Raw genomic sequence first — 13,969 nt, 5'->3', positions numbered from 1 at the left:
ATTAATCACCTTACGTTTAAAATTTCCAAAATAAACTTACTCAGTTTTATCATTTTATCATATAAAAGCTTATAGCAATATAAATGGGTAGAAAAGTACTCTAGGTGAGGTAGTTACACATCTAATTTGTAATTAAGTATTTTCATAAAATCAGCATCATTTTTATATTCGTCATTTGTGAAGTACTTCAATTCAGATTTTGTAAGTAAAAACCATTCTGTAGAATTAAAAAGTGGGTGGCGTTGTTGTTTGAATTTTCTTTTTAGATATGATTCCAAGTTAAGAGCATTTAAGCTCTCTATTACTTTTATTTCATTAAGCTTTTTCGTAGGAAAATGCTCATTATAACTTTCTGTAGCTTTTAGATATCTATTGGCTAAATTCTGTTTAGTGACCCCTACTTTAACCGTGTTATTTTCAGGGCTGCCATACACATATAAAAGATGATACATACCATGTGTCTTTATTAATTTAAAGTTATACTCTATCTGATTAAATGACCTAAGCATTGTATAAATTTCACCAGGAAAAATTCTATTGATAATAAATTTTTCGAAATTAATATAATTTTGTTTAGCCATTACTTTCATCTCATTATGAAATTTCCTAAATGAATAATTTCTTTGTATTTTCTTTTTATTTTTTAATATTTGATAAAGAGTCCCCACCTCTACAATTCTTTCGTTGTACTTTTCAAAACGCTTATATAAGCTAACATAGTGCAATTCCTGCAGAAGACCTTCAATATATCTCACATCTCCAACCTCAATGGCTCTTGCATTCCAGCTATACCCTTCATAAAAATTCTGCCATTTTTCAAGATACAAACCAATCTTTTCAAGAATTCTCCTTGCATCAAAATCTAATTTAAAATTGTTTTTATAGAAACAACTTTCGTACTCAGCTAACTTCTCTTTAATCTCATAAATGATCTTCACTCTTCTAACCTTTTGGTTTCCCATAACGAGTAATTTCTTAATCAGTAATAGTACCTTTTCCACAATGTTTATTATGTATTTTCTATGTTTATATTTAAAATCATTTTTACTTGAACTGTAATACTCAGTAAGAACCATTAACCTCGATAAATCTTTTCCTTGATTGTTAATTCTTTCAACATATGAACGATTTAAATTAATTAAACGATCATTTTGATATTTTAATCTATTTAATTGCTCTATAAAATTTTCATTTTCTACTTTATATATAGTTAAACTTTTGTTTACTTTTTCATATTCCTTCTCTATATTACTAACGTCTACTTTTAATTTTTCATTCTTTATTTCTACCTGACTAAGTTTATTTTTTGCAATGTTTAGCTCGTATCTAATTAAATCCTTGGCTGTTTTCTCAGTTAAAAACCTTTCCTGAAAATAATTAATGGCTTCTTTCATTTTTCTATAAAGATGCACTCTACTAACCCCCTTCTATTACATATATTTTATAAAAAAACGCTTATGTAGACTATAGTCTGTAGAACAAAACTTACTGCTCTTTAAGAATAGTTTTATAGACTTTTAGGAGCGTGGTTTCTTGGACATTGAGCAAGCATTTGGAATCGTAATAAAGAAATATCGTCTAGAACGTTCCATGAGTCAGGAAAAATTGGCTTTTGGATCAGATTTAGACCGTACTTTCATAAGTCTTTTAGAGAGAGGAAAAAGAAAGCCTACCATTAATACATTGTTTTCCATTTCAAATGTATTAGAAGTGAAACCATATAAAATAGTAAAAGATGTAGAGAATCTTTTGCAGAAAAAATAAAATTCAAACTGACGACTTATTAATAAAATAAAAAGAAGCAGCTACTGGAAGCTGCTTCTTTTTATTTTTTAAAACTTTAATGCAATTTATTTCACACTATTAGCTCTTCCTCTTCAAACTAAAGAGGCGTTGCTTTTTCAGAAAAACTACTATACTTGTTCACTTCGTCTAATTAAGTTGAAATAAAGATCTTCATATTGCTTTACGATGAGGTCGGCTCTAAATTTTTCATTTGCAACTTCAATAGATCGGTCTGAAAAACACTTATGTATATTGTCATTCGTTAAAATATAAATGGCTTTATCGGCAATGGTATTTATATCGCCTAGCTCACAAATAAACCCAGTTTCTCCATCAATAATAACCTCTGGTATTCCTCCAATATTGGTACCTATGCAAGGAACCCCACAAGCCATCGCTTCTAAAGCAACGAGTCCGAAACTTTCTTTTTGAGAAAGAAGTAGCATTAAATCACTCATAGAATATAGTTCTTCCACGTTACTTTGCTTACCAAGGAATAGAACCTTACCTCTTAAGTTTAGTTCACTAACGAGGTCACAAATAATCGTCACTTCTGGTCCGTCTCCAACAAGTAAAAGCTTAGCTGGTATGCTCTCTGCAATTTTTGCAAAGGTTTTTATAATATCAGTAACACGCTTTACTGCTCTAAAATTTGACACATGAATAATGACTTTCTCTTCTTGTGGGATACCATATTCTGCTTTCAAATAAGTTGAATCTATTTTTTGATAAACTCGTTCATCAATGAAATTATATATAGCTTCAATGGGCTTATCAGGCTTAATTAGATCATAAGTTTGGGAGATTAATGATTTAGAAACAGCTGTTACAGTATCCGATTTTTCAATTCCAAATCTAATAGCGTCTGTTAGAGATGGATCCTCTCCTAAAACAGTAATATCTGTGCCATGTAAAGTTGTCACAATTTTCACATTTCTCCCACTTATTTGCTTAGCTAATATAGCACAAACTGCATGAGGAACAGCATAATGAACATGTAAAATGTCTAATTCTTCTCTATTAATAACCTCAGCCATTTTATTGGCTAATGCAATATCATAAGGTGGGTATTGAAATACAGAATATTGACTGACTTCAACCTGATGATAATAAATATTACAATTTCTTTCCTTTAATCGAAAAGGGAGACTAGAAGAGATAAAATGAATTTTATGTCCTTTTTCAGCTAACATTTTTCCCAACTCGGTTGCGACTACTCCTGAGCCACCTACTGTTGGATAGCATGTAATTCCAATCTTTAGTTTCATATTCATTTTGCTCCTCCTATTTACTCTTTTATCAATTTATTTCATAAAAAGCTCTTTTGGCTTTAGGAAATCGATTTATATTTTATTTCATAATGAATTTTAGAGACATCATTAAATATATATATGAATGATGTTTATTTATATAACTCAGTTATGGATTAGTGAACATTCATTTTTTTCTTACACCTCTAGCTCATGCAGAACTAACTTGACCTTTTAATATGGAAGATTTATATGTATATCCCCTACGAATCTAGTTAACATAATGAGAATCATAGGAAGAGACCATGATGTTAATGAACTCCTTGGTTGCAGGTGTTACTTCATTAAAAGAGTGTGTAATTATACCAATATGGCGAGTTATTCTTGGACTAATTTCTTTTATGATTAAATTATGAGACACAGAGGAGAGTGTGAAATTTGAAATAATCCCTATGCCTAAATCATTTTTAACCATACTGATTAAAGTTTCAGCACTTTGAACCGTTAAGCTTTCTTTAAGCTTAATATTATTGTTTTGGAATACTTTTGAAATAGCAATCTCGTGTCCTCCTTTACAAAAGATGATATCAGCTTGATATTTTTTCAAATTAACCATTTTTTCTTGACTTAAGTTATGATTATCTGGAATTATTGCCACCATATAATCTTTGTTTAGTATTTTATATTCATATGGTTCAAAAGGAGATGCAACTATCCCCATATCAACAGTTCGATCTTCTACCCATTTTTTTATTTGATTGGAAGTCCCTTCAATTAATTCTATATTTACAAGTGGATATTTTGCCCTAAATAACGCAAGAGTCTTAGGTAAGATATTTGTAGATGCAGCAGGGAACGAGCCCACTTTAATTTTCCCACTAAGAAGTTTATTTTCTTGATTAGCGACTTGATATATTCTGTTCTCGATACCTTTCATTTGTCTAGCCAGTACCAAAATTTCTTTTCCTACTTCAGTAAGCATTAATCCATTTTTTTTATCCCTGATAAATAACTTTATATTTAAGTATGTTTCTAAGTTCTTTACTGCTTTACTTACGGCTGGTTGTGAAATAAATAGTTCTTTAGAAGCTTCTGTAACACTCATTTTTTCTGCGACTTTCATAAATAATTCTAGATTGTTCATGTTCATAACCATTTAGTTATCACCTTATTAAAAATAATGTATTAGAGTTATATTTGATTGTACCATATTATGTAATTACATATAAAAGAAAGGAGAGCATATAATGTTTAAAGTTTTTTTGGGAATAATCTCTGTTACTCTTATTTGGGGATATACATGGGTTACAATGAAAATAGCAATTAGCGATATCCCACCATTTTTATTTTCATCTTTACGTTTATTAATAGGGGCAATTCCCTTGTTTATCATTTTAATTATTCAAAGAAAAAGACTCTTTATAGATAAAGGGAATTTTAAGAACTACTTGATAATGAGTTTGTTAATGTCTTTAGGATACATGGCAATCCTGACTTATGGTATGCAATTTGTAGACTCGGGGAAAACGTCTGTTTTAGTCTATACAATGCCTATATTTGTCACAATTATTAGCCACTTTAAATTAGATGAAAAAATCAATATTTATAAGATGGTTGGATTGATATTTGGACTACTAGGTCTTTTATTTATTTTAGGGTTAGAAATTACTAATCCTGATTCAAAAGTGATATTCGGTGAATTATTAATTTTAATGTCAGCTCTTAGTTGGGGATTAGCAAATGTTTTTAGCAAAATTAGATTTAAAAACATAGACGTTATTCATATGAATGCTTGGCAACTTATTATAGGGGCATTATTTTTATTCGTTCTCTCTTTAATATTAGAACCAAACTATCCAGTCGAATGGTCTAATAAAGCATTATTATCATTATTATTTAATGGTTTGTTTTCAACAGCTTTTACTTTTGTAGTTTGGTTTTGGGTACTAAAAAAAATAAATGCTTCGAAAGCCTCAATGGCATTAATGTTTGTTCCCCTGTTAGGTATTATATTTGGATCGCTACAACTCGGGGAAAATATAACAATTAGTATTGTTGTTGGATCATTTTTAATATGCGCTGGTATCTTTATGAATACTTACAATTTTAAAAATACTAGAAAGATAAAGAAAACAAAACCGTTGAAAACTGAATCTTAATTAAGTAAAGTGTCTATTTTGAATAACACTCAATTATTTGAGCAAACTACTCAAGACGCCACGAGGCATCTTAAGATCCCTATTCTTTTAGCAGAAAAAACTACTGACTCCAGGGACTGACCCCTGATTTCGAGACAGGGATCAAAACATCTTTTAAACAGCCAGTTGTCGGTATTGTACCGGTGACTGGTTGTTTAGTTTCGTTTGAATACGGATATGGTTATAATAAGTAATGTAGCTTTCGACAGTTTGTTCTACGATGGCAGTCGTAGTACATGTTAACTCGTCGAGGTAAAACGTTTCAGACTTTAGGCTGGAATGAAACGATTCAATGGAGGCATTATCTGCAGGTGTCCCTTTGCGGGACATACTCATGATGATGCCTCTTTCTTTGACTTTTCGTTGATACGCATATGATGTGTAAACCGAACCTTGGTCGCTATGCAACGTACATCCCTGAGGTAAAGAAGGGAGTTGACTTAATGTATCTAAAACAAACTCTACGTTTTGACAATCACTCACTGAATACGCAATGATTTCGCCATTAAATAAATCTTGAATACTTGAAAGATACAACTGTTTAGGTCCAAAAGGCAAGTAGGTAATATCGGTAACCAGCTTTTGAAGAGGGCGCTCTGCTCGGAAATTACGGTTTAACACGTTTTCTGCAACCTGATAAGGTTGTCCTGTTTGTTTCCGTTTCTTCCTTTTAACTCGGCATTGCCAACCGTATTTCTGCATGACACGCTGCACTGTTTTATGGTTGATATGCATGGTTTGATTGAGTAACGCTGTAATTTTTCGATAGCCATATCGAAATTTATGTTTACGGCACTGTTCACCAACTTTTCCTTCTATCCATTTCTTTCTCTTTGTCTCTTCTCCTTGCTCATTTTTCCGCCAACGATAATAAGTTGATCGAGGAATACTCAGACACTGACAGATTTGAGAGATAGGCAGTTTCTCTTTTAATTCTTCTACTAAGTTCAATACAACTTCTGGTACCACTCCCTTTCCAACTCTTTGTACTTTTTTAAGACTTCAATCTGTTGTTTTAAATATCGATTTTCAGCTTCTAACTTTGATGGAGTATCTTGAGAATGAGCCCCTTTTCGAGGGGTGTATGTTTGCCCAACGGGCTGTGCCAGGCGATAGGATTCTCCATTTCTATGCCACCTCATCCATGTTTTGAGCTGTGTATAGTTGCGGATCTGTAAAGTTTCCATAACTTCTCTAATTGGTACTCCTGCCAATCTCATTTCAATTGCTTTTAATTTCACTTCTACTGGATAGCTAACTCTTCTTCCCATAGAAAAAACACCTCCAAGTTATTGTTAGGTACTACATACCCGTTTTTTACTTAAAGGTGTTTTTTTATTTGTCTCACTCTATGGGGTCAGTCCCTCCAAGCAGTAGTTTTTTCTCTTTTTAGGCTGTATATCATATACAAAGTTAGTTACCATAATGTGAATTCTAGGCACAAAGATAAGTAACACCTTACTATAAGGCGTTATTTATGGTAAGTGACAAAAAAGTCGTTTGAAAAATAATAAAGTTGTTAAAAAATGCGGATTATTCTCTTCAACAATCGGGTCATATAAAGAAATAAAGATTATTGAACTAACTGGCAGGGTAATAAAATGCTTTTGGAGAAATATGGTTTGGTAAAGTATTACTAAAAAGGAAGGATGATTCTACATGATAGGAATAGAGAGTAAAAAACAGGAGATTTTAAAAGCTTACCAGTTCAGACATGCTTGCAAGGAATTTGATACCAACAAAAAGATTTCGGATGAAGATTTTCGCTTTATTTTGGAGACAGGTAGATTGTCTCCAAGTTCAGTTGGTTTAGAGCCGTGGAAGTTTGTAGTGATCCAGGATGCAGCGCTTCGCGAAAAATTAAAACCTGTATCCGGCGGTGCCCAAGGACAACTTCCTACTGCCAGCCATTTTGTAGCTATATTGGCCAGAGGAAAAGAAGGCTTAAGACATGATTCCGTTCACGTAATCAAAATGATGAAAGACATTCATCACATGCCTGAAGAAGTTGTACAAAATCTTTCCGGTTTCTACAAATCCTTCGTCGAGACAGAACTCGAAGATAATGACCGTCTCATTTTTGAATGGGCAAGCAAACAAACGTATATAGCATTAGGAAACATGATGACAGCTGCAGCTCAGATCGGTATTGATTCCTGTCCAATAGAAGGTTTTGATAAAAAGCAGGTAACCACTATTTTGCAAAATGAGGGTATCATTGAAGGCAACGATTTCGGTGTAGCCTGTATGGTCGCTTTCGGATATCGGAAAGCGAATCCAAAACGTCCAAAAACAAGACAAAATCTTGATGAAATTGTTGAGTGGCGATAAAACTGTAGATGATACTTCTCAACATCAGGGGACATGTTCAGAAGGCATGTCTCTTTTAATGTCATTTTAAAATAAGTTGAAAAATATCCATAAAATGAAAAATGGAACGGAGAGCGAAAATATCCTACGCATTTTAAAGATACGCATCTAAATCGTGTTTAATAAATTGTTCCATATTGTATATATGCCTTAAAGGCTATAAGAGCAGGCTTAAGCCTGCTTTTTCTTTTATTCATGAAACAAAATGTTTCAAATTTTAAACATAAACGTTTCATAAGCTATGAAATATTAGAGAACACCATGTTCACTTCTACTTAACATAATTCATGTTACAGGAACCTTTACTGTAAACAAATCATAATAAGTCTTAAACCTCTATACTTATGAAAGATTTTCATTTAGGAAAGATAGTTCTCGATATACTTTTTTTCTCAATGCGTTATATTGTTGTAAATTTGTATCTGCAAAGGCTTCTTCTCGGCTAGAAAGAATATCATCATATTCAATTACTTCGGGAAATTGTTCTTCTGTAAAGTCATACCGTATACCCTTGAGTTTATTATAAAAATGCCAACCACCTATACAATTAGTTTTTACTATTTCTCCCCCCAATAAATCATTTACTACTAAAGCAGTTACACCGCATTGTCCATTTGCCGGGTTTTCTCTCGTCCACTTGGAGCTAGATTCAAGTGACCAAGACCTATGTAATGCAACTCTTATATTTTCAATACTCATCATGATTAAGGTATCTCCTTTAATAAAAATTTAACTAAAATTATATAACAAGAAACCCCTGTTTTAATCAACATAATGTACCTTATCGGAAACCAATAACAAAAAACCTTTAGATACTTATTTCTAAAGGCTTAAAGGTACATTTTTTATTTTTTTTACTTTACTACCATGTTATTTCTTCTTTATCTGTTAGTTTTACAAGAAACGGAAAAAAAACAACAAAGAGTATAGCAACTATTCCACTTAAGTAGCCTATTCCTATTAAAGGGCCAGCATCTTTAAAAGAAACAAATTGTCTTGTATTACATTTAGGACACTTCTTACCGTTTTTAGAAAAGCCCAGTAACCATATGCTCTTGGCATTCCATTTTTGTTTACAATGATTGCAACAAGCCATCTATATGTACCACCATTCTCTTAAAATCACATTCCTATGTACAAAGATCTTATCAGTTTTTATTAAAACGCTTATTTTGTTTTCTAACATTAATAGCTTTCCAAACAAACAAGCCTATAGAAACTAATAAAATTAACCAAAAAATTTGGAAAGATATATCTGCCCAATTAATACTCGATGTATTCATATTATCCCCTCCTGATAATATATACGAATGAGTTCCATAAAAGTTACATATTTACATTATTTATACAAATATATCTTTAAAAACCTATTGTATACTACATTATTGTTAACATAATCACTCTTCAAGGAAGCAAGAAAGCAAAAGAACCCTTGTGGCAGTAAGGGTTCTCGATGAGGATATTTTCTCGTTCATGCAGCTTTTTATACATCTTTGACATACTAACGCTTTAGTAGGAGACGAACGAGAAAAAAATGTATAAAAAGCGCATGTTTTATACATATGCTATTCCTTATAAAAATATAATACTATTTGTTTGCTAAAGTTTTTCATATTTAAAGAAAGTTTGAACCTTAATAAAAAGTTAGATCTTACTCTAGGACATTCTAAAATCCTCTATAGACTTTTTATAATTTTACCTTATTCAGTATTTCATTCAATAGATAACTTAACTGAAAGGGAAAATAATTGAGAACCTTTCGTTCCTCTAGCCAATCATCTCGCTTTTAGAATCTTTCTTTTTTGACGGCGACTACGCACTTTCCAGCCTACATATCCAGCAGTAATCATTACAAAGCCAATAAGAATTGGCGATTGATAGCCTGCAATTGTTTCAATTATGAGCTCAGGATCGCCACTATAAAAATGACCGATACTCAAAAACAGAAAGGTTGTCGGAGCAATTCCAATTATGGTTAATAACGTATATAAGCGAAGATTCATATTTGACATACCCGCTAAGAAAGGAACAACATTCCCTAAATGAAGGGGGCTTGAAATTGCTACACTCCAGATACCATATTTGCTAAAATTAGCTTTAACTTTTTCCAGTCCTGCTTTTTTCGCGGGACTTAACCTATTCTCCAAGGAATTTCCTAATTTAAATCTAATAAAATAAGGAATGTAACTACCTACAGCATATAGGAAGCTTCCTAATAGCGAAATTCCACCAATTTCAAACCAGGACAAATCTAAAATAAAACCTACTGTTACAATAAAAAATGTGCCAATAAAGGGAAATGCACTCCCTTCAATAAACATGGAAAGAAGCACACCACAGATACCCCAATCTTCTACAAGGCTCTATATTGTTTCCATCATACTTTTCACTCCAACTATTTTTGTATGTATTTAATTAATTATAGAGAAGCCTTAAATGTTCAAACAGCCACCTAAGAAGCAATTTTAGCTACTTCTTAGGCCGTAGAAGGAGGTACACAAAAACTTGAACCATGTACAGTTATAGGAATGCTCAAGATCTTTTTTGCTCAAATACACAAATAAGCTCTCTCAAATATCATGTATACCTGTTGTCTGTCTGCTGAAGACGAGGTGTTCATCTACAACAACTAGTTCATCTAACCAAGTTGCGCGCGTATTCTCCATATCGTCTTTTATATGTTATGAAGTTGAATTTTAGCGTGGATTTCGGATTCTATAACCTAATTCATGGACTATGACATAGTCTAAAAAGTTGTACCTTTTTAGATAAACAGTAAAAACAAGGTAATTACCCATTAGTTATCAATTGACTTATAGAATCGATTTACGTTACCATTGAACAAACATAATACTCTAAAGGGGAGTAGCTGTACAACAAAAGTCGTCATTACGAAACAGGATGTTTCCGGCTTTGTTGGCAATCTTAATTGTTAGCAAGACCTTTGCCTACGTTTTTAGTTAGGTGAAGGCTGTGTTTATACATCAAGCGCTTTTATCTACTGAAAAGATAAAAGCGCTTTTTGTTATTTATAGATTTAAAATGATTATGAGGAGTGATTAAATCATGTTCAAGAAACTATTTGATTCACTAATGAATAATAAACATAAGCGTTATAGTAGCAGTGATTACAAAAGAGGAAGATCAAAACCTTTTAAGAGTTATAGTAGTAGCGATGATTATAGAAAAAGCCGTGATCATCATGGAAGTTATGGACATCATCATTATAAAAGAAAAAGAAAGAGTGGAAGTTTCTTCAGTAGTTAAATAAGAGAAAGATACAACTGGGAGTATTATATAAAAAGAATAAAGACAAAAACCACATCTCCAAGAGATGTGGTTTTTGTTTCACTTTATAGCTCAATACATAAAGTAAGCAAATTGATAACCATTGAGTACATACTAGCATAATGAAAAAGCAGTGGCAAATCGTAGATGGCAGCTTTTTATTTTTAAAAATTTTTAGAAAGGCTTCCTTCTAGCCCTTCCTACTTATTTACATTAAACCAGCCTTTTTGTTTAAACCATAGAATCATACCGATTGTCATTAGAGTCATAATTCCTAAAACAATATAATATCCGTAGTGCCAGTGAAGTTCAGGCATATGATCAAAGTTCATCCCATATAACCCTACCACAAAGGTGAGAGGGATAAAAATAGAGGAGATAATTGTTAATGTCATCATAATGGAATTCATCCGATTGGCGTTAAGTGAAAGGTAATTATCTCTCATATCTGATGTCATATCTCGATTGGCTTCTACCATGCTTGTTAATTTTATCAAGTGGTCATAGATGTCATTGAAATAGGCTTTCTGCTCCGCAGGTATATATAAACGTTCAGAATTAATAATTCGATATAGCAAATCACGCATAGGGAGAATGGTTTTTCTGAGCTTTAATAAATCACTCCGGATATCAAAAACATCATTCATTAGTAAAGCAATTGATTTTTTAGCATCTCTGCTTTCAATTTCATTTAATTTATCCTCAATTTCATACACAATCGGGAAGTAATCATCCACTAATTGGTCTAGAACCGCATAAGCAATATAGGAAACTCCTTTATTAAATCCATTAGGATGTTGTAAAAGGCGTTGTCGTACTGTTTCAATACTGAGTACTGGTTTAAAGTGAAAGGTCACTAAATAATTTTCTCCAATAAATAAGTCTACTTCTTCAACATCTAACGTGTTGCTATTTAAATAATGAAGAACTAAAAAGCTGTAACCCTCATAATAATCAAGTTTAGGACGTTGTAATAAGTGAAGACAATCTTCGATAGCTAAAGGGTGAAAGTGGAAAAATGTCTCTAACACTTTTGCTTCCTCTTCAGCTGGAGAGGCAAGATCTACCCAAAACCACTTAATTGAAGGGTCAGATAATTGATTAAGGGGTACATCTTCTTTGACGTGTAAGTCTTGTGTAATAGCGATTGTTCGAATCATGCTGCTACCCTCCATGTGATTAATGAGACTATACTGTATATTATGTTACATAAAATAAACGATTAATCCCACTGCTAACAAGGTAATGAAATCTTTCTGATATTTTCTTTTCTTTTCTTCACTTGTATTTTTATTTTTTCCAAAATATTTATCTGTAAAAATAATAAAATAAAGGAGGAGGAAACTAAGGATGATATCCAGTATTAAGAAATGATTGAGGATTAAATAAAATTGTAAACAAAAGACACTGATTAAGAGCCAGTGTCTTTTGTTTATGTAAGGAGATTAAGTTTGTAGTATTGCTAAAAGAATTCAAAGGTCTATTAGAAATCCTCTTATGTACCATTCATATACTTTCCTAAAAATCTTTATTTAGAAGATAAAAATTATTCTCTTTAAAAAAACTGTAAGAGGATATAAACCATCCATAAAAAACAGGCCACAATAACTTGTTTTTCTATGCAAAGAATAATTGTCCATAGTATCACTAAAATTAAAATAGGAATAGATAACTTTCTTATCATCCACACCTTACCTTTCTTCACTATTCTCTTATCTATATTCATGAAAACGTAGTGAATTGCCTTTTTTGTGCAAAAAAAGGACGCCTATTATGGCGCCTATATCCAACGAAATAGTTTGGAAAAGGGTAAAGCTGTTAACTCTAAGAATTAACATGATCTTATTTGGTTTTTCCCCTTTTTATATGCCTTCCCTTATCATCAGAATAGCATGATTTAAATAGATCTATCCGACATTTCATGCACAATTGCGTAGGTTTTTCTCTTTCCACTTCATAAGTTCTTGCGAATTTGAGTAAACTACGTAAGACGCTGTGAAGCTTCTATTTGGAAATCCTCACTACTTCTTGAGTTCACAACATGCTTCATGAGAAAGCTACTGATCCCTGTTCAGTAGCTTTCTCTTTTAAGTTGAATATAATATACATCTTTAGTTAACATAATGGTGTTTTTTGGAATATATCAAATATCTATGCAAAAAAATATTGCAAATTTGCTATGCAAAGGTTGCATAGCTGCTGCAACCTTTGAGTAAACTACTCATGATGTCACAAAACATCGTCCAAACAATAAATGTAGCAGAAAAACTCCCTTCCAATCGAAGGGAGCTTTTCTGCTTTTTAAGCTGTTATTTTCTCTTTTGACATAAAGAATGCTCTTTTGTTCTCCATCCATTCCAGTACAACTTTTAAAGTTTTTTCAATAAGAGTATATACATTTATTATTTATCAAAAAATATAGAGAAAACTGGATTCCTTGTAGCTTAAGAGCTAGCTATATAGTTTTTATTCGAAGAAGAACCTTTTTGACAAATGGGGTGGAAATTTGAAATCAAAAATAATCTTAATTCTTAGTATATCTTTTATTGTATTTATGATTTTTTTACTCTTTTTTTATCTAATCAAAGGAGATTCTTCTCGTTGGCAGGTAGCATTAGGAGGCGTATTGGTAAGTGCATTACCAATTTTTTTGTTATTTACGAAGGTTAATCCTTTCCCAATTTCTCTTATAGTTGGATATTATATTTTTCTTTTTAGTTCACTATTTTTAGGATCAATTGAAGACTTTTATAATCGCTTTAAATGGTGGGATGCTGTTCTACACTTTTACAAAGGAATCTTCATGGGATTCGTAGGGATTTCTCTTTATAAGCTATTTATAGCTACACGGATACAAGCTAGAATTTCCAAATGGATTATCTTTTTATTTGTGCTTTCAATCTCAGTAAACGCTACAGTTTTATGGGAAGTTTACGAATTTTTGGGTGATTTAACTTTTACTCACACTATGCAATCCGGAGGAAATACAGATACTATGTATGACATCATTCTAGGTATGATATCAGGTCTTTTAACTGCTATTTATTCTATGAAACGAAGAGAAAAACTATAAATAAT

Annotated in this window: 13 protein-coding genes; 5 read left to right on the top strand and 8 right to left on the bottom strand. The window is 32.0% G+C overall.

All coding sequences use genetic code 11. From position 1 onward, the window contains the following. Positions 1 to 113: 113 nt before the first annotated feature. Entirely contained in the window at positions 114 to 1,412 is a 1,299-nt protein-coding gene (locus Q5794_RS10340) for a GIY-YIG nuclease family protein (protein WP_214987200.1), read from the bottom strand. Between the two features lie 121 nt (positions 1,413 to 1,533). On the opposite strand from Q5794_RS10340, the gene Q5794_RS10335 reads away from it, so the two are divergent. Then, a complete protein-coding gene (locus Q5794_RS10335) occupies positions 1,534 to 1,764 on the top strand; it encodes a helix-turn-helix domain-containing protein (protein WP_057273015.1) in 231 nt (76 codons plus the stop codon). Between the two features lie 149 nt (positions 1,765 to 1,913). Here the strand turns inward: Q5794_RS10335 and bshA are convergent, their stop codons facing one another. Further along, positions 1,914 to 3,059, bottom strand: a complete 1,146-nt coding sequence (gene bshA, locus Q5794_RS10330) for an N-acetyl-alpha-D-glucosaminyl L-malate synthase BshA (protein ID WP_211080016.1) — start codon at positions 3,057 to 3,059, stop codon at positions 1,914 to 1,916. Between the two features lie 247 nt (positions 3,060 to 3,306). Then, positions 3,307 to 4,191: a LysR family transcriptional regulator gene (locus tag Q5794_RS10325; RefSeq protein WP_214987201.1), complete on the bottom strand. Its 885-nt coding sequence runs from the start codon at positions 4,189 to 4,191 to the stop codon at positions 3,307 to 3,309. Between the two features lie 91 nt (positions 4,192 to 4,282). Between Q5794_RS10325 and Q5794_RS10320 the strand changes: the two genes are divergently transcribed. Beyond that, complete coding sequence (locus Q5794_RS10320; RefSeq protein WP_214987202.1) at positions 4,283 to 5,194, top strand: DMT family transporter; 912 nt, start codon at positions 4,283 to 4,285, stop codon at positions 5,192 to 5,194. A gap of 153 nt (positions 5,195 to 5,347) precedes the next feature. Here the strand turns inward: Q5794_RS10320 and Q5794_RS10315 are convergent. Next, a protein-coding gene (locus tag Q5794_RS10315; RefSeq protein ID WP_374989068.1) for an IS3 family transposase occupies positions 5,348 to 6,504 on the bottom strand; the annotation gives its coding sequence in 2 pieces (ribosomal slippage) (positions 5,348 to 6,234 and positions 6,234 to 6,504; 1,158 coding nt in all). A 388-nt stretch (positions 6,505 to 6,892) separates the two neighbouring features. Here Q5794_RS10315 and Q5794_RS10310 point away from each other — a divergent pair. Next, complete coding sequence (locus Q5794_RS10310) at positions 6,893 to 7,564, top strand: NAD(P)H-dependent oxidoreductase (protein ID WP_214986884.1); 672 nt, start codon at positions 6,893 to 6,895, stop codon at positions 7,562 to 7,564. 381 nt (positions 7,565 to 7,945) lie between these two features. Here Q5794_RS10310 and Q5794_RS10305 read toward each other — a convergent pair whose 3' ends face one another. The 3 genes from Q5794_RS10305 to Q5794_RS10295 form a co-directional block, all read right to left on the bottom strand. Further along, a complete protein-coding gene (locus tag Q5794_RS10305) occupies positions 7,946 to 8,305 on the bottom strand; it encodes a hypothetical protein (protein WP_214986885.1) in 360 nt (119 codons plus the stop codon). A 446-nt stretch (positions 8,306 to 8,751) separates the two neighbouring features. Then, positions 8,752 to 8,886 carry a hypothetical protein gene (locus Q5794_RS10300; protein ID WP_285229687.1) on the bottom strand — a complete coding sequence of 45 codons (135 nt, stop codon included), beginning with the start codon at positions 8,884 to 8,886 and terminating at the stop codon, positions 8,752 to 8,754. A 492-nt stretch (positions 8,887 to 9,378) separates the two neighbouring features. Further along, positions 9,379 to 9,924, bottom strand: coding sequence for a DedA family protein (locus Q5794_RS10295; protein ID WP_214986886.1), 546 nt, complete (start codon positions 9,922 to 9,924; stop codon positions 9,379 to 9,381). Positions 9,925 to 10,669: 745 nt separating this feature from the next. On the opposite strand from Q5794_RS10295, the gene Q5794_RS10290 reads away from it, so the two are divergent. Next, on the top strand, positions 10,670 to 10,870 hold the full coding sequence (locus Q5794_RS10290; RefSeq protein WP_214986887.1) for a hypothetical protein: 201 nt from the start codon (positions 10,670 to 10,672) through the stop codon (positions 10,868 to 10,870). A gap of 221 nt (positions 10,871 to 11,091) precedes the next feature. On the opposite strand, the gene corA is transcribed toward Q5794_RS10290, so the two are convergent. Further along, entirely contained in the window at positions 11,092 to 12,051 is a 960-nt protein-coding gene (gene corA, locus Q5794_RS10285) for a magnesium/cobalt transporter CorA (protein ID WP_374989067.1), read from the bottom strand. Between the two features lie 1,346 nt (positions 12,052 to 13,397). Here corA and Q5794_RS10280 point away from each other — a divergent pair. Then, on the top strand, positions 13,398 to 13,964 hold the full coding sequence (locus Q5794_RS10280) for a membrane-spanning protein (protein WP_214986889.1): 567 nt from the start codon (positions 13,398 to 13,400) through the stop codon (positions 13,962 to 13,964). Positions 13,965 to 13,969 lie beyond the last annotated feature (5 nt).

Source organism: Priestia megaterium, from assembly GCF_041941685.1.
In the GTDB taxonomy this organism is placed as follows: domain Bacteria; phylum Bacillota; class Bacilli; order Bacillales; family Bacillaceae_H; genus Priestia; species Priestia megaterium_C.
The sequence above is the reverse complement of the archived record's forward strand: the minus strand, read 5'-3'. Positions and strand labels throughout refer to the sequence as shown.

Coding starts and splice junctions, on each gene's coding strand:
- bshA (WP_211080016.1), bottom strand. CDS start 3,059: ATGAATATGAAACTAAAGATTGGAATTACATGCTATCCAACAGTAGGT.
- Q5794_RS10325 (WP_214987201.1), bottom strand. CDS start 4,191: ATGGTTATGAACATGAACAATCTAGAATTATTTATGAAAGTCGCAGAA.
- Q5794_RS10320 (WP_214987202.1), top strand. CDS start 4,283: ATGTTTAAAGTTTTTTTGGGAATAATCTCTGTTACTCTTATTTGGGGA.
- Q5794_RS10310 (WP_214986884.1), top strand. CDS start 6,893: ATGATAGGAATAGAGAGTAAAAAACAGGAGATTTTAAAAGCTTACCAG.
- Q5794_RS10305 (WP_214986885.1), bottom strand. CDS start 8,305: ATGATGAGTATTGAAAATATAAGAGTTGCATTACATAGGTCTTGGTCA.
- Q5794_RS10300 (WP_285229687.1), bottom strand. CDS start 8,886: ATGAATACATCGAGTATTAATTGGGCAGATATATCTTTCCAAATTTTT.
- Q5794_RS10295 (WP_214986886.1), bottom strand. CDS start 9,924: ATGTTTATTGAAGGGAGTGCATTTCCCTTTATTGGCACATTTTTTATT.
- Q5794_RS10290 (WP_214986887.1), top strand. CDS start 10,670: ATGTTCAAGAAACTATTTGATTCACTAATGAATAATAAACATAAGCGT.
- corA (WP_374989067.1), bottom strand. CDS start 12,051: ATGATTCGAACAATCGCTATTACACAAGACTTACACGTCAAAGAAGAT.